At 69.3% G+C, this 14,549-nt stretch carries 16 protein-coding genes; 5 read left to right on the top strand and 11 right to left on the bottom strand.

What is annotated here, in order from left to right:
- Window positions 1-55: 55 nt before the first annotated feature.
- Window positions 56-595: a c-type cytochrome gene (locus tag FBZ88_RS19305; protein ID WP_145618796.1), complete on the bottom strand. Its 540-nt coding sequence runs from the start codon at window positions 593-595 to the stop codon at window positions 56-58.
- Between the two features lie 273 nt (window positions 596-868).
- On the opposite strand from FBZ88_RS19305, the gene FBZ88_RS19300 reads away from it, so the two are divergent.
- From FBZ88_RS19300 to FBZ88_RS19290, 3 genes are all read left to right on the top strand, one after another.
- Complete coding sequence (locus tag FBZ88_RS19300) at window positions 869-1,651, top strand: 3-deoxy-manno-octulosonate cytidylyltransferase (protein ID WP_145618795.1); 783 nt, start codon at window positions 869-871, stop codon at window positions 1,649-1,651.
- Window positions 1,652-1,808: 157 nt separating this feature from the next.
- Complete coding sequence (locus FBZ88_RS19295; RefSeq protein ID WP_145618794.1) at window positions 1,809-2,684, top strand: prephenate dehydratase; 876 nt, start codon at window positions 1,809-1,811, stop codon at window positions 2,682-2,684.
- Window positions 2,685-2,695: 11 nt separating this feature from the next.
- The gene (locus FBZ88_RS19290) at window positions 2,696-3,628 is read left to right on the top strand and encodes a 2-hydroxyacid dehydrogenase (protein WP_145618793.1); all 933 of its coding nucleotides are present in this window, start codon (window positions 2,696-2,698) and stop codon (window positions 3,626-3,628) included.
- On the opposite strand, the gene FBZ88_RS19285 is transcribed toward FBZ88_RS19290, so the two are convergent.
- The 7 genes from FBZ88_RS19285 to FBZ88_RS19255 all read right to left on the bottom strand — a co-directional run bounded on the left by FBZ88_RS19285 (window position 3,622) and on the right by FBZ88_RS19255 (window position 10,227).
- Window positions 3,622-4,365, bottom strand: coding sequence for a cyclic nucleotide-binding domain-containing protein (locus tag FBZ88_RS19285; protein WP_145618792.1), 744 nt, complete (start codon window positions 4,363-4,365; stop codon window positions 3,622-3,624). The two genes, FBZ88_RS19290 and FBZ88_RS19285, sit on opposite strands and share 7 nt — an antisense overlap.
- Before the next feature lie 155 nt (window positions 4,366-4,520).
- Window positions 4,521-4,898 carry a response regulator transcription factor gene (locus tag FBZ88_RS19280; protein WP_145618791.1) on the bottom strand — a complete coding sequence of 126 codons (378 nt, stop codon included), beginning with the start codon at window positions 4,896-4,898 and terminating at the stop codon, window positions 4,521-4,523.
- A 124-nt stretch (window positions 4,899-5,022) separates the two neighbouring features.
- On the bottom strand, window positions 5,023-5,667 hold the full coding sequence (locus FBZ88_RS19275; RefSeq protein WP_145618790.1) for a response regulator transcription factor: 645 nt from the start codon (window positions 5,665-5,667) through the stop codon (window positions 5,023-5,025).
- Complete coding sequence (locus tag FBZ88_RS19270; RefSeq protein ID WP_246138747.1) at window positions 5,657-7,171, bottom strand: PAS domain-containing sensor histidine kinase; 1,515 nt, start codon at window positions 7,169-7,171, stop codon at window positions 5,657-5,659. The genes FBZ88_RS19275 and FBZ88_RS19270 overlap by 11 nt, the downstream gene beginning before the upstream one ends.
- A gap of 125 nt (window positions 7,172-7,296) precedes the next feature.
- Window positions 7,297-8,166: a C40 family peptidase gene (locus FBZ88_RS19265; protein ID WP_145618788.1), complete on the bottom strand. Its 870-nt coding sequence runs from the start codon at window positions 8,164-8,166 to the stop codon at window positions 7,297-7,299.
- Window positions 8,167-8,172: 6 nt separating this feature from the next.
- Entirely contained in the window at window positions 8,173-8,601 is a 429-nt protein-coding gene (locus FBZ88_RS19260) for a MarR family transcriptional regulator (RefSeq protein WP_145618787.1), read from the bottom strand.
- 222 nt (window positions 8,602-8,823) lie between these two features.
- Complete coding sequence (locus FBZ88_RS19255) at window positions 8,824-10,227, bottom strand: leucyl aminopeptidase family protein (protein ID WP_145618786.1); 1,404 nt, start codon at window positions 10,225-10,227, stop codon at window positions 8,824-8,826.
- A gap of 164 nt (window positions 10,228-10,391) precedes the next feature.
- On the opposite strand from FBZ88_RS19255, the gene FBZ88_RS19250 reads away from it, so the two are divergent.
- Window positions 10,392-11,069: a glutathione S-transferase family protein gene (locus FBZ88_RS19250; RefSeq protein WP_145618785.1), complete on the top strand. Its 678-nt coding sequence runs from the start codon at window positions 10,392-10,394 to the stop codon at window positions 11,067-11,069.
- A 19-nt stretch (window positions 11,070-11,088) separates the two neighbouring features.
- Here the strand turns inward: FBZ88_RS19250 and FBZ88_RS19245 are convergent, their stop codons facing one another.
- Both FBZ88_RS19245 and FBZ88_RS19240 read right to left on the bottom strand, forming a co-directional pair.
- Window positions 11,089-12,159 carry a TAXI family TRAP transporter solute-binding subunit gene (locus FBZ88_RS19245; RefSeq protein WP_145618784.1) on the bottom strand — a complete coding sequence of 357 codons (1,071 nt, stop codon included), beginning with the start codon at window positions 12,157-12,159 and terminating at the stop codon, window positions 11,089-11,091.
- A gap of 202 nt (window positions 12,160-12,361) precedes the next feature.
- Window positions 12,362-12,910 carry a PAS domain-containing protein gene (locus FBZ88_RS19240; protein WP_145618783.1) on the bottom strand — a complete coding sequence of 183 codons (549 nt, stop codon included), beginning with the start codon at window positions 12,908-12,910 and terminating at the stop codon, window positions 12,362-12,364.
- 113 nt (window positions 12,911-13,023) lie between these two features.
- Here FBZ88_RS19240 and FBZ88_RS31390 point away from each other — a divergent pair, with 113 nt between their 5' ends.
- Window positions 13,024-13,680 (top strand): glutathione S-transferase family protein, encoded by a 657-nt coding sequence (locus FBZ88_RS31390; protein WP_145618782.1) that lies wholly within the window; start codon window positions 13,024-13,026, stop codon window positions 13,678-13,680.
- A gap of 24 nt (window positions 13,681-13,704) precedes the next feature.
- On the opposite strand, the gene FBZ88_RS19230 is transcribed toward FBZ88_RS31390, so the two are convergent.
- The gene (locus FBZ88_RS19230) at window positions 13,705-14,466 is read right to left on the bottom strand and encodes an SDR family NAD(P)-dependent oxidoreductase (protein ID WP_088870663.1); all 762 of its coding nucleotides are present in this window, start codon (window positions 14,464-14,466) and stop codon (window positions 13,705-13,707) included.
- Window positions 14,467-14,549: the final 83 nt, after the last annotated feature.

The raw sequence follows: 14,549 nt of genomic DNA, 5'->3' as shown, positions 1-14,549 counted from the left end.
AGGCCGCCGCCTCAAACCCAAGGCGGCCGACTATCCCTTAAGCGCACCCGCCTCCTCAGGGCAGCGGGGCCGGGCTGTCGGCCTGGCTGCGCAGATAGGCGATGACGTCGGCGCGGTCCTTGACGGACTTGAAGCCGGCGAAGGTCATCTTGGTGCCCGGGGCGTAGGTCTTGGGGCTGGCCAGGAACTCGTTCAGCTTTTCGTAATCCCAGGTGCCACCCAGCTTCTTGATGGCGTCGGAGTAGGCGAAGCCCTCCATATGGCCCTGCTTGTTGCCAATGATGCCCCACAGGTTGGGGCCCACCTTGGCCGGGCCGCCCTTGTCGAAGGTGTGGCAGGCCTGGCAGACCTTGGTCAGCTTGGCGCCGTTGTCGGCGCTGGCAGCGGCCAGCAGCGGGCTGACCGGGTCCGGCTTGGCCGGCGCCGCCGGTTCGCCACCCGCGGCCGGGGCCGCCTCCACGCCTTCGATCTTGTACACGTTCTCGGTCAACATCGTCGGGTGCACGGCCTTCTTGGCGATGAACCCCGCCAGCAGGGCGATCAGCGCGCCCAACAGAATGGCCATGGAAATCTTGTTGAAGAAGCTACCCGCCATCAGATCAAGCCCTCATGTCCCACGCTGTTTGCCATTCGCGTGCTGGTTATGGTTCCTGCGCGTCCAGGTTAACGCCAGGTGGTGACGCTTGTCGATGCCCGGGGCCGTTATGGTCCGGCCATCATTCTCCCAAATTCCGGGCGACGATAAGCGGCCTGTTCAACCAGGGCAAGATAGTTCGGCGCCCTGCCTGCAAACCGGCTTGACCATGGGAGGTAAATGTCGCACGCCTGCCCCAGCCATGAGCCAAATCAAATCGTAGGCCGAAGCCCCATGTCTTCAAGCCCCGCCGCCTCTCCCCTGGGCGCGCCCAAAGCCCCCATCGTGATCATTCCGGCGCGGATGGCCTCCACCCGGCTGCCCAACAAGCCGCTGGCCGACATCGGCGGTGCCCCCATGATCGTGCAGGTGTGGCGGCGCGCGGCGGAGGCCGACATCGGACCGGTGCTGGTGGCGGCGGCGGAACAGGAAATCGTCGAGGCGGTGCGGGACACCGGCGGCCAGGCGGTGCTGACCAACCCCGACCACCCCTCCGGCTCCGACCGCATCCACGAGGCGCTGCGCCTGGTGGACCCGGAGGGGCGGCACGACGCCGTGGTCAACGTCCAGGGCGATTTGCCGACGGTGGAGCCGGCCACGGTGCGTGCCGCCTTCGGCCCGCTGGCCAACGGGCAAGTGGACATCGCCACCCTGGCGGTGGAGATCACCGTGGAGGAGGAGCGGCACAACCCCAACGTGGTCAAGGCGGTGATCGAGCTGGCACCGGGCGCCCGCGTGGGCCGCGCCCTGTACTTCACCCGCACCACCACCCCCTGGGGTGCCGGCCCGCACTATCACCACATCGGGCTTTATGCCTATCGCCGCGAGGCCCTGGCCCGCTTCGTCGCCCTGCCCCCCGCGGCCTTGGAACAGCGCGAGAAGCTGGAGCAGCTGCGGGCGCTGGCCAACGGCATGCGCATCGACGTGGCGGTGGTGGACGCCGTGCCCCTGGGCGTGGACACGCCGGAGGACCTGGAACGGGCGCGGGCCCTCATCAGCCGCATAGGCGCCCCCTGATTCCAACGGCATGAGCCTCGGCGCATGCCGTTGTAGGCTGCGACCGCATTTATACGTGAAAGGGCCGCCGCAGCTTTTTGGGAAGCAAAGCGGACTGAAAAGCGAAGAAGCCAAGCGGCCGGACGGCCGCGCCCGGCGTTTGAGGGAAAAAGAAGCAATGTCCAGCACCGCGGATAACAGCATCGCCTACCAGGGGGCGCCTGGCGCCAATTCCGACATGGCGTGCCGGCAGGTGTTTCCGGACATGGTCCCCCTGCCCTGCCATTCATTCGAGGACGCCTTCGCCGCCGTGACGGAGGGCCGCGCCCGCCTGGCCATGATTCCCATCGAGAATTCGGTGGCCGGCCGCGTGGCCGACATGCACCACCTGTTGCCCCAGGGCGGCCTGCACATCATCGGGGAGCATTTCCAGCGGGTGGTCCACTGCCTGGTGGCGCCCAAGGGGGCGACCATCGCCGGCCTAAAACAGGTGCATTCCCACATCCAGGCCCTGTCGCAGTGCCGGGGCTATCTGCGCGCCCACGGCATGGCGCCCATCACCCATGCCGACACGGCCGGCGCGGCCGCCGACGTGGCCAAGTGGGGCGACGTGACCCAGGGCGCCATCGCCTCGGAACTGGCCGCCCAGATTTATGGGCTGGAGGTGCTGGCGCGCGGCATCGAGGATGCGGAGCACAACACCACCCGCTTCCTGATCCTATCGCGGGAGCCCAAGCCGGCGCCGCGCGGGGCGGGCCCCATCATCACCAGCTTCGTCTTCCGGGTGCGCAGCGTGCCGGCGGCCCTGTACAAGGCCATGGGCGGCTTCGCCACCAACGGCATCAACATGACCAAGCTGGAAAGCTACATGGTGGGCGGCCGCTTCACCTCCACCCAGTTCTACGCCGACGTGGAAGGCCACCCCGAGGACCGGCCCCTGCGCCTGGCGCTGGAGGAGCTGGACTTCTTCGCCCGCGAACTGAAAATCCTCGGCGTCTATCCCGCCCACCCCTTCCGCTCCGAAAGCAGCCAGCGCGACGACGGGCAGGATTAAGGAGTCTTTTGATGGCCCTGCTGTTCGTCTCCGCCCACGACCACGCCGAGGACTGGGTGAACGAGCTGAACGCCCAAATGCCTGAGCTGGATGTGCGGGTGTGGCCGGAGGGCATGGGCGATCTGGCGGAGATCGACTACGCCCTGGTCTGGAAGCCGCCGGCGGGCCTGCTGGCCAGCCTGCCCAAGCTGAAGGTCATCTTCTCGCTGGGCGCCGGGGTCGATGCCCTGCTGGCCGACCCCACCCTGCCCGACCTGCCGCTGGTGCGCATGGTGGAGCCGGGCCTGACCGAGGGCATGACCGAGTATGTCTGCCTGCATGTGCTGCGCTGGCATCGCGACGCCCCCCTGTTCGAGGCGCAGCAGCGGGCGGCGCAGTGGAAGCAGCTGACCCACCAGCACCTGGCGCGGGAACGCAGGGTGGGCATCCTGGGCCTGGGCGCCCTGGGCAGCGACGCGGCGCAGGCCCTGAGGGCCCTGCGCTTCGACGTGGCCGGCTGGAGCCGCTCAGCCAAGCACCTGGACGGCATCGCGACCTATCATGGGGCCGGGGGCTTGGCGCCCTTCCTGGCGCGCACGGACATCCTGGTCTGCCTGTTGCCCCTGACGCCGGACACGGAGAACATCCTGGACGCGGGCCTGTTCGCCCAGCTGCCCCGGGGTGCCGTGGTCATCAACGCGGCCCGGGGGCGCCATCTGGTGGAGGAGGATCTGCTGGCGGCGCTGGACAGCGGCCACTTGGCCGGTGCCACACTGGACGTGTTCCGCACGGAACCGTTGCCGGCCGACCATCCCTTCTGGACCCACCCCAGGGTGACCGTCACCCCCCACGTCGCCGCCATTACCCAAGCGCGCACGGCGGTGGAACAGGTGGTGGGCGGGCTGAAGCGCCTGGCCGCCGGCCAGCCGCTGATCAACCTGGTGGACCGGCGTCGCGGCTATTGAATGAGGCCGGACTGGCCGCCGCCTTCGGACAAGTCGATCAAGGCCTCGACATCCACCAGTTCCACCATCTGGTCGGGCAACAGCCGGACGAGGTGGGCGGTCTTGAGCCTGGTGAAGGCGCGGGAGACCGTTTCCATGGTCAGCCCCAGGAAATCCGCGATGTCGGTGCGGGTCATGGGCAGCGGGATACGGCAATGGTCCTGAGGCTCGGGCGTCACCCGGCGGGCCTGGTGCAGCAGAAAGCTGGCCAGCCGCTCCGGCGCGGTCTTGCGGCCCAGCAGCAACATCTGCTCCTGCGCCACCTGCAGTTCGGTGGCGGTGGCCGCCAGCAGGCGCAGGCGCAGTTCCGGATCCCGTTCCAGCAGCGTGTCGAACTGCGTGCGGGACAGGCGCCGCAGGGTCACGGACGTGACAGCCTCGGCGGAATAGAGATAGGTGCCGCCCGGGGCCAACCCCAGCATGTCGCCGGGCTGCAGGAAGCCCACGATCTGCCGCCGGCCGTCAGCCATCATACGCAGGATGCGGACCATGCCGGAGGTGATGATGCGCACGCTGCTGGCCGTGTCGCCTTCCGAGAAGATCACCTGGTCCCGGCTGTAGGCGGAAGCCTCGTCCGCCCAGGGGGCGAACGGGCCGGCCGATGCGGCCCGGCTGGCGGACGGCGCCGGCAGGACGGTGAAGACGGCCGGGCTGGGCTGGCGGAGGGCGGCCGGGGCGGTGGCGAGCGATGGCGTCATCTGGGGGCTCCCGTTCGTGTCGGGCCTGAACCAGCCCGTCGTCGTTCCGTGAGAGAACCCTAGCGCCCAGCGTTCCGCCTGATGAGTTCGGTCTTCTACCTACGTAAAACCCCTTATCTGCGTAAAACCCCCTATGGGCGCAAGACCAGGGGCCGTCAGGCAGGGCCGCCCAGCAGCCGCCGCAATTCATCCAGCAGCCGGCCGGTATCGACGGGCTTGTCCAGGAAGCCGGCCACCCCCGCCCGAAGGGCCCGGTCGCGCGTCTCCGCCTCCATGTTCGCGGACATCATCAGGACAGGCACCTCGCGCAGCAGGGCGCGGTGCCCCTCGACGAACTCGACGCCCGTCATGCCGGGCATATGCTGGTCAAGCAGCAGGCACCCCGGACCGCCATCGAAATCGGCGGCGAAGTCCTGGCAGGAGGCGTGAAGGTCGACCTCGAAGCCGTACAGCCGCAGCAGAAACTTTAGGGAGTCGCGGACGGACTCGTCGTCATCGACGACATGGATCCGTCCCGCCGCGATGTCAGGCACATCAAATCTCCTACAGGCATCACACCGGCGACGGTGCCAACCCAGCCGCCTCCTTGAAATTAAGGTGTCGATGCCTACAGGAGTAATAAGGGTTTCCCCGTATTCCGGCCGGTTTTGACGCGGATCAACCCGCGTTCGGGCGAATACCTGCCGCCAGCGCCAGCCGCACCAGATGGGACAGGCTGCTGGCGCGCATCTTCTCCATCACCCGGGCGCGGTGGATTTCCACCGTGCGCGGACTGATGGACAGGTCGAAGGCGATGATCTTGTTGGGCTTGCCATCGACCAGCCCCTGCAACACATCCAGTTCCCGCGGCGTCAGCGCGTCCAGGCAGGCCAGCGCCTCCGGTGACGGCGTCTCCGCCCCGGCAGAGGGGGGGGCCGCGTCGGCCACGGCACGGGGCCGGGACAGCGCCGACTGGAGGGATGCGAGCAGCGTCTCCTCCTCGAACGGCTTTTCGATGAAGTCCAGGGCCCCGGCCTTCATCGCCGCCACCGCCAGGGGGACGTCGCCATGGCCGGTCATGACGATGACCGGAAGGGTGGATCCGCGCGCGACCAGCCGTTCCTGGACCTCCAGCCCGGTCAGGCCGGGCATGCGCACGTCCACAACCAGGCAGGCGCAGCGCGTGGGCGCGTCGGAGTCCAGGAACTCCAGGGGAGAGGAAAAGACCGCGACCTGGTAGCCCGACGCCATCAGCAACAGCCGCAGCGAATCCCGAACGGCGGCATCGTCATCCAGCACGGCGATGATCGGCTCAGGCGTCATGGTTTCTCTCGGTCTCAGGCAGCAGGGGCAGCGTGAAACGGAAGGTCGCGCCACCGTGTTCGTTACGTTCGGGCCACAGCCGCCCGCCATGGGCCTCGACGATGGACCGGCTGATCGACAGCCCAACCCCCATGCCCCGTTCCTTGCCGGAAACGAAGGGTTGGAACAGGCGGGCCATGGCGGCCTCATCCAACCCATGGCCGGTATCAGCCACCGCGATCTCCATGAACCCCGCGCCATCCGGGGCCGCCGAGGGGGCCGCCGTGATGGACAGGATGCGTTCCGTCTGACCCTCCATCGCCTCGACCGCGTTGCGGATGAGGTTGAGCAGCACCTGCTGAATCTGGATTTTGTCGATGACGGCGCGCAGGTCCTGCCGCTGCAGGCGCAATTCCATGCGCACGCCGCTTTCCCGCGCCCCGACCAGAGCCAGGGCGGCCGCCTCCTCGATCAGCCCATCCAGGCTTTCCGCACGCCGGTCGGTACCACCCTTGGCGATGAAGTCGCGCAGCCGCCGGATGATCTGCCCGGCCCGCAGGGCCTGCGCCGACGCCTTTTCCATGGCCTCCCGCGCCAGGGGCATATCGACGGTCTCCGTCCGCTCCAGCAGCCGCAGGGACGCCTTGATGTAATTGACCACCGCCGTCAGCGGCTGGTTCAGCTCATGCGCCAGGGCCGACGCCAGCTGCCCCATGACGCTGACCCGGCTGACGTGCAGCAGTTCCGCCTGCAACTGCTGCAGCCGCCGCTCCACCGCCTGGTGTTCCGTCAGGTCGTGGATGAAGCCGGTGAACAGACGCTCACCCTCCAGGTCCACGGCACCGACCGCCAGTTCCATGGGGAACACGGTTCCGTCGCGGCGCCGGCCGGAGACGATGCGGCCCACGCCGATGATGCGCTTCTCCCCCGTGGCGAGATAGCGGGCGATGTACTGGTCGTGCTGCTCCCGGTAGGGCGAGGGCATGAGCATGCTGACGTTCCGCCCCTGCACCTCGGCCTCGGCATAGCCGAACAGGCGCTGGGCGGCCGGGCTGAACGAGCGGATCAGCCCCTGGCCGTCGATGACGATGAGGGCGTCCGGGATGGTCTCGATGATGGAGGCCAGGCGCGCCTCGCGGTTGCGCAGGGCCTGTTCCGCCGCCCGCCGGTCGCTGATGTCGCGGATGATGCCGATATAGGCCGGCGGCCCGTCCTGCAGCGCCTCGCCCACCGACAGTTCCATGGGGAAGGTGGTGCCGTCCCGGCGCAGGCCCGTGACCTCGCGGCCGATACCGATGATGCGCTTTTCCCCCGTGGCGCGGTAGCGGGCCAGATACTGGTCGTGCTCGTCCTGGTAGGGGGCGGGCATCAGCATCTTGACGTTACGGCCCATCACCTCCGCCGCCGTCCAGCCGAACAGGCGTTCGCAGGCGGGGTTGAAGGATTGGATCGTGCCCTGGCCGTCGATGACGATCACGCCATCGGGCACGGTGTCCATCAACGCGCGGAAGTGGGGTGACAGCATGGGGATCTCCGTTCGTCACACCATATGTCGTGATCCGAACGTTTCCCATACCTAACAATTCCCCACCCCGAGCTGAGGTGGAAATACGCCGGGATATTCGCCGAAAGCGTGCCCTGGGAACGCCCTCACCCCAGGCGCTTGACCGCCGTAATGCCCTTACCCGCCGCCGCCCGCGCCAGGACGTCGGCCAGGGGTTCGCGCACCGTGGCCATGTGATGGGCGTTGGCATGCACCAGGTGGGTCTCATCCGCCATGATGCCGACATGGCCGGGGAAGAACACCAGATCGCCGCGCTGGTAGGTGTGGCCGACGCCATCGGCCGAAACCACGGTACCCAGCGCCGCCTGCTGCTGGTCGCTGTCGCGCGGGCACGGCAAGCCGGCCGCGTCCAGCGCCAACTGGATCAGGCCGGAGCAGTCGATGCCCACGCTGGTGCGCCCGCCCCACAGATAGGGCGTGCCCAGCAAGCGCAGGGCGGTGTCCACCGGGTCGGCCTTCACGGTCCCGATCTCCGCCACATGCACCAGGGGAACCCAGCCGCCGCCGGCCACGCCGGCGAAGCCATTGGCCTCTTCCACCACGCACAGCGGCGCGCCCAGGCTGATCATGTCCAGCGGCGGGGTCTTCAGGTCCGGCTCGGGATGGAAGAAGCTGCGCAGGGCCGTCAGCTTGTGCGTCGGCTCCGCCAGCTCGTCATCCAGGGCTTCCAGCTGCAGGTAGCCGACATAGCCGTCGGTGGCGTTCTGGCCCCAGACCCAGCCGTCCTTCTCCTCGAACACCGTGAACACCTCGCCAAACAGCAGCTGGCTGGACTGGCGGGCGGTGAAGGTGGGTTCTTCCTTCAGGCTGACATAGCCGGCGCGCACCTGGCAGGGCACGCCGTCGACATAGCGCTCGGCCGTGACCTTGCCGTAAAGGTGGGCGGAGGCGAGGTCGGAACGGTAAGGGTTCACGCGCGGGTCGAGAACCGGCGTGGTCTTGGGCTTGCTGGACATCTCACATCATACCGGTGCGGAAACCGGCTCCGAAGCTGACGGGGGGGCGACGGGGGTCGCGGCGGGGCGGGGGGCCGCGACGCGTGACCCGTCCAATGCGCCCTGCACGGCGCCCGCGTCAATCACCATCTGCCCGAACTCATGCAGGAAGACGGAGCCCTTGACCGTGCGCTGAACCAGGACGTTGCGCCGATCCTCCGCGTCACGCTTGCGCTTGGTGAAGCCCAGGCGGCCCAGCCGATCCAGAGCGCGGGTGATGGCGGGCTTGGACACGTTCAGCGTCGCCGCCAGGCCGCGCACCGTGTGGGGCGGCGGGGTCATGTAGACGGTCAGCAACAAAGCCAGCTGGCGGGCCGAGAGGTCCGGGCTGGCGGCCCGCACGCTTGCCACCAGCGCGCCGCGCCAGAGTTCCAGGGCTTCGAGATTACGCGACATGATGCCCCCCGCACCCGGAAACGTTTATCCGGCCCGCCCCTTGTTCCGGCCCCCGCCGTCATTCCGACAGCGTATCGGCCAGCCGCAACTGTCGGGAGTGTGCCGAAAGTCCCGCCCAGCGGCAAGGGCTTGCCACCCCCGAAGGGGTAGCGGAACGCTACATAATTATTTTTTATCCAAGCGGGCACCTCCCGGTCATTTCCCCAGGAGGCGCCGGTGATTTCAGGCCTGGGCCGGGTACCGGCGGCTCAGCATGGCGAAGGCGGCGCGCAGGCCCATGGCCTCGCCCCCCTCCGGCCGGCCGGGCTTCGCGCTGGCGTTCCAGGCCATCAGGTCGATGTGGGCCCAGGGCGTGCCCTTGGTGACGAAGCGCTCCAGGTACAGGGCCGCCGTGATGGCGCCGCCATAGCCGCCGCCGGGCGCGTTGTTCAGGTCGGCGATCTTGCTGTCCAGCTGCTTGGCATAGCCCTGCCACAGCGGCATGCGCCACAGCGGGTCGCCCGTTTCCTTGGCGGCCGCCAGGATGTCGTCGGCCAGCTGGTCGTCGTTGGCGAACAGGGCCGGCAGGTCGGTGCCCAGCGCGATGCGGGCGGCGCCCGTCAAGGTGGCGAAGTCCAGGATCAGGGCGGGCTTGGCGCTGTCGGCTTCCGCCAGGGCGTCGCACAGGATCAGCCGGCCCTCGGCATCCGTGTTGCCGATCTCCACCGTCAGGCCCTTGCGGGTGGTGATGATGTCCATGGGGCGGAAGGCGTTGCCGGAGATGGCGTTCTCCACCGCCGGCACCAGCACGCGCAGGCGCACCGGCAGCTTGGCCGCCATGACCAGGCGCGCCAGGCCCAGCACATGGGCGGCGCCGCCCATGTCCTTCTTCATCAGCAGCATGCCGCCCGCCGCCTTGATGTCCAGGCCGCCGCTGTCGAAGCACACGCCCTTGCCCACCAGGCAGACCAGCGGGTTGGCGGCGTCGCCCCAGGTGAGGTCGATGAAATGAGGCTTCTTGTCCGCCGCCCGGCCCACGGCATGGACGGTGGGGTAGTTGGCGGCCAGCAGGTCGTCGCCGACGATGACCGAGACCTCGGCGCCAAACTCCGCCCCCAGTTCCTTGGCGGTGGCGGCCAGGTCGGCCGGCCCCATGTCCTCCGCCGGGGTGTTGATGAGGTCGCGCACCAGGTAGACGGCGCGGGCCATGCTGTCCACAGCCGCCGCGTCCGCGCCGGCGGGCAGCACCAGGCGCGGCAGGTCCTTCGTCGCCTTGCGATAGCGGGTGAAGCGGTAGCTGGCCAGCGCCCAGCCGGTGGCGGCGGCCGTCGCCTGCTCAGGCGTCAGGCTGTCGTCCAGGGCGTAGCTGGCGCCAGCCCCTTTTGCCCCGGCGGGCAGCGTCGTGGGCAAGCCGGCGAAGCTCCACAGGTCCAGCGTCTCGCCCACGCCCACCAGCACCCGGTCCAACTGCCCGTCGGCCGAGGGCAGCAGCGCGGTGGCGCCAGGCTCGGCCGTGAAGCCGACGCTGCGCACCCAGGCGGCGGTGGCAGCCGGGGCCGTTTCCAGCCAGGCGTCCAGCCCGTCCTTGCGCACGGGGATCAGGGTGACGGTGTCGGCGGCCTTCTGGGCCAGGAAGCAGGACAGCACGGGCGGAACCTTTCGGCTTCGGAAAGTCAGGCGCGCAGGGTTCCACATCCGGGTCCCGGTTTCAAACGCGGCGGCGTCACACCGGCGGTGACACCGCTGGCGCGACGGGGCAACCCCCGCTACCCTCACCCGTCCGTCGCTACCGATCCCGAGGGACCAGCCCCATGTCCGCCGACCTCACCCTGATCCTGGGCAGCAAGACCTACTCCTCGTGGTCGCTGCGCCCCTACCTGGCGCTGCGCCACGCCGGCCTGGCCTTCGAGGAGGTGGTGATCCCCCTGCGGCAAACGGACAGCAAGGCGCGCATGCTGGCCCACAGCCCGGCGGGCAAGGTGCCGGCCCTGATCCACCGCACGGGACCCCACCGCGCCGCCGGCGGCGACATCACGGTGTGGGACAGCCTGGCCATCTGCGAATACGCCGCCGAGCTGGCGCCCGACGCCCGGCTGTGGCCGCAGGACGCCGGTGCCCGCGCCCATGCGCGGTCCATCAGTGCCGAGATGCACTCCGGCTTCATGGACGTGCGCCGCAACCTGTTCATGGATCTGGGCCGCACCATCGACCGGCCGGAGCGTCTGGCCAAGGCCGCCAGCGACATCACCCGCATCCAGGCCATCTGGGCCGACTGCCTGGACCGCTATGGCGGCCCCTTCCTGTTCGGCGCCTTCACCATCGCCGACGCCATGTACGCCCCGGTCGTCACCCGCTTCCAGACCTGGAAGGTACCGCTGAGCGAGGCGTCCCAGGCCTATGTCGACGCCATCGAGGCCCTGCCCGCCATGAAGGATTGGCGCGCGGACGCGGCGAAGGAAACCGTCGTCCTGGACATGCTGCTGGATTAAGGGGTCAACCCGACGCGGGTCAACCCGACGTGGCCAGGGTCACGTCGAAGCCCTGCTCCCGGTAATAGCGTGCGGCCCCCGGGTGCAGGGGCACGGCCAGACCGGTCAGCGCCGCCTCCTTGCGGATGCTGTCGCCCCGGGGATGGCCCGCCACCAGCAAGCGGCGGGTGTTGGGGTGCCACAGCGCCTTGACGATGCCGTAGGCCAGCTCATCCGGCAGGGCGGTGGTGGTCAGCCATTGGGCGCCCACGCCCAGGGTCTTGGTCTCCGGCACGCCGACATAGGCGCCGTCGCCGCCGATGGTGGTCTCGGTGAACAGGGGCAGGCCGGGGCTGAGGCGCGGCAGGCGGGCGTCGATGATGGAGATGAGGCGCACCGGCAGGCGCGCCGCCACGTCGGCCACCGCCGGCAGGGGATAGCCGCCGATGATGAAGAAGGCGTCCAGCTGGCCGGAGGCCAGGCGGTCCCCCGCCGTGCCGGGGTTGAGGTAGAAGGGCTGCACCGTCTTTTCCGACAGGTCGTGCGCCTGCAGGATCAACAGCGCGGTGGGCAGGGTGCCGGAGCCCTTCTCACCCAGCGCCACCCGCCGGCCCTTGAGATCATTCACCGTCTTGATGGGACTGTCGCCCCGCACCACCAGGTGCACCGTCTCGCTGTACAGGTTGGCCAGGGCCCGCAGCTCGGTGAAGGGCGGCTTGCCGGCGTAGGGGCCCTTGCCCTTGTAGGCCAGGAAGCCGATGTCGGCCTGCACCAGCCCCGTCTCGTACCGGGCGGCGCGCAGGGCCTCGATATTCTCCACCGCGCCGGAGGTGGTTTGCGCCACGGCGATGACGCCGGGAATGCCGCAGCTGCCGCCCCGGTCGCATCCCGGGCTGCCCGGCGGGTTGCTGATGGCGTTGGCCAGGATGCCGCCAATGGGGAAGTAGGTGCCGCCGGTCGTGCCGGTGCCAATGGTCAGGAAGCGGATGGATTCGGCGTGGCCGCCCCGGCCGCCGCCGCCCCAGCCCAGCCCAGCCGCCGCCAGCGCGCCCAGTCCCCCCACCAGCAGACGCCGGCGCGAGGGGGCGCCGGCGGGTGGAACGGACCCCACGCGACCCGCCCCTGGGCCCTCCCCTGATGACGGGACGGGATGCCGGCTGTCAGGGACCTCGGACACGGGGAAACATCCTTCGGCGGATGGCACGGCGGCACCGGGAAACGGGGCACGCTCGGGTAATTATTATCGCGCCCGAGGTAGGTCCCGCGCAACGTTCGAATGCCGCGACCGCACGCTTCCTTCGGTCAGTGTGGCCTTAAAGCGCCACCAGCCGCAGTTCGCGGCGCAGCAGGCGGGCGCGATCCTGGAACACCCGCAGCCGCACCTTGAAGTTCTCCGGCGTCGGCTGGTAGTGCATGACGATGGCCAGCCGGTCCAGGCTGCCGTCGGCGCCCTGGAAGGGCAGGCCGATGCGCGGCACGTGGTACATCACACCCTCATCCGTGCCCACCTGGTCCTGGCCGAAGATGGGCTGGGCGTCGCGCACGATGGCCGCCTGGAATCCCAGCGCCGCCTCCAGCATGTCAGGCGGATAGAATTCGTCGAAATAGCGGCCCGTGGGGTCACTGCCGGCGGCCAACGCGGAGAGGGAACCGCAAAACACCACCCGCACCCGGCCATCCGCGCGGAAGGCCGTGGTCACCGCCAGATGGGGCAGGAAGCTGTCCGGCACCGCCGCCAGATCCAATGCCGCCGAGGGCGGCGGCACAGCCCCACCCCCCAGCCCCCGCCACCACGCGTAGGCGTGGGCGATGGGTCCGTCGGGCAATTCATCGGCACGGATGAAACCCGCGATATCCGGCAAGGGTTGGCAGGCATTCAGTGGCATAATGGAATGACCATACCGTCCGGCCCCGCTGACCGCCAGCCGCAAGACCATCATGCCTGGTCCACCTTTACGGTTAGAGGAGACAGCCCTTGAAACTTTACGGCGCCGCCCTGTCCCCCTATTCCGCCCGCGTCGTGCTGGCCATCCGCGCCAAGGGCCTGGAAATTCCCCTGGTGGATCCCCCCGGCGGCCAGAAATCGGCCGCCTTCCAGGCCATCAACCCGCTGGGGAAGACCCCGGTGCTGGACGCCGATGGCGCCCACATCCTGGAGTCCGCCGTCATTTGTGAATTTTTGGAGGATGCGTTCCCCAAGCCAGCGCTGCTGCCGGCCGATCCGGTGGCGCGGGCGGCCCAGCGCACGGTGGCGCGCCTACTGGACCTGTATGTCCTGCCGCCGCTGCTGTCGCTGATGGCCCAGGGGGGAACCACCCAGACCGGCGACGGCGCCGCCAGCGCCAACCGGGTGGCGGACCTGACCCGGGGTCTGGACGCGCTGGAGGTGGTGGTGGACCGGGGGCCGCTGCCGGCACCCTCATCCGGCACGCTGGGCCTGGCCGATTGCGCCCTGGCCCCCACCCTGATCTTCCTGGCGCGCTTCCTGCCCCGCTACACGCCGCAAGACATGCTGGAAAGGCGCCCAGCGCTGGCGGCCCTATGGACCGCCTACGCCGCACACCCTTTGGTCACCCCCATCGCGCGCGAGATGGAGGACGCGCTGGAGGCGTTCCGTCAGCGGCGGGGCTGACGCCCCGACCGCCATTGAGGAGCGTTACTTCGCATTCATGCGCACGGCGCCATCCAGGCGGATGGTCTCGCCGTTCAGCATGACGTTGCGGACGATGGTCAGGGCCAGTTCCGCATATTCCTCCGGCTTGCCCAGGCGCTTGGGGAAGGGGATGGAGGCCGCCAGGCTGTCCTGCACCTCCTGCGTGAAGCCCGCCACCATGGGGGTCCAGAAGATGCCGGGGGCAATGGTCATGATGCGCACGCCCACGCGGGCCAGTTCACGGGCGATGGGCAGGGCCATGGCGTGCACGCCGCCCTTGGACGCGCTGTAGGCGGCCTGGCCCACCTGGCCGTCGAAGGCGGCGACCGAGGCGGTGTTGATGATCACGCCGCGCTCGCCATCCTCCAGCGGGTCCAGCGTGCTCATGTCGGCGGCCGCCAGGCGCAGGATGTTGAAGCTGCCGATCAGGTTGATCTCGATGACCTTGCGGAAGGCGTCCAGGGCCAGCGGGCCCTCACGGCCCAGCACGCGGCCGGCGGTGGCGACGCCGGCGCAGTTCACGGCGATGCGGGCGGCGCCGTGGGCCTCGCGCGCGGCGGCGATGGCCGCGGTGGCGCTGTCGGCGCTGGTGACGTCACAGCTGAGCGCCAGGCCGCCGATCTCGGCGGCTACCGCTTCCGCCGCGGCCAGGTTCACGTCCAGCAGGGCGACCTTGGCGCCCTCGGCCGCCAGCCGGCGCGCCGTGGCGGCGCCCAGACCCGAACCACCACCGGTGATGATGGCGGCAACACCTTGAACCTGCATGCTTCTCTCCCAATGGTTAGGCGGGTGACCAGTCTTCCCCGGCTTTTACCCGCCTTTCTGGCAAGGATGGGCCCCCGCGTCCA

The sequence above is a fragment of the Nitrospirillum bahiense genome (assembly GCF_007828025.1).
GTDB lineage: Bacteria > Pseudomonadota > Alphaproteobacteria > Azospirillales > Azospirillaceae > Nitrospirillum > Nitrospirillum amazonense.
Note: the sequence above shows the minus strand (reverse complement) of the source record. Positions and strands in the feature narration are given on the sequence as shown.

Bases quoted from the DNA above. Each gene is read 5' to 3' on its own strand.
- FBZ88_RS19305 (WP_145618796.1), bottom strand. From the start codon at position 595: ATGGCGGGTAGCTTCTTCAACAAGATTTCCATGGCCATTCTGTTGGGC.
- FBZ88_RS19300 (WP_145618795.1), top strand. From the start codon at position 869: ATGTCTTCAAGCCCCGCCGCCTCTCCCCTGGGCGCGCCCAAAGCCCCC.
- FBZ88_RS19295 (WP_145618794.1), top strand. From the start codon at position 1,809: ATGTCCAGCACCGCGGATAACAGCATCGCCTACCAGGGGGCGCCTGGC.
- FBZ88_RS19290 (WP_145618793.1), top strand. From the start codon at position 2,696: ATGGCCCTGCTGTTCGTCTCCGCCCACGACCACGCCGAGGACTGGGTG.
- FBZ88_RS19285 (WP_145618792.1), bottom strand. From the start codon at position 4,365: ATGACGCCATCGCTCGCCACCGCCCCGGCCGCCCTCCGCCAGCCCAGC.
- FBZ88_RS19275 (WP_145618790.1), bottom strand. From the start codon at position 5,667: ATGACGCCTGAGCCGATCATCGCCGTGCTGGATGACGATGCCGCCGTT.
- FBZ88_RS19270 (WP_246138747.1), bottom strand. From the start codon at position 7,171: ATGCTGTCACCCCACTTCCGCGCGTTGATGGACACCGTGCCCGATGGC.
- FBZ88_RS19265 (WP_145618788.1), bottom strand. From the start codon at position 8,166: ATGTCCAGCAAGCCCAAGACCACGCCGGTTCTCGACCCGCGCGTGAAC.
- FBZ88_RS19260 (WP_145618787.1), bottom strand. From the start codon at position 8,601: ATGTCGCGTAATCTCGAAGCCCTGGAACTCTGGCGCGGCGCGCTGGTG.
- FBZ88_RS19250 (WP_145618785.1), top strand. From the start codon at position 10,392: ATGTCCGCCGACCTCACCCTGATCCTGGGCAGCAAGACCTACTCCTCG.
- FBZ88_RS19230 (WP_088870663.1), bottom strand. From the start codon at position 14,466: ATGCAGGTTCAAGGTGTTGCCGCCATCATCACCGGTGGTGGTTCGGGT.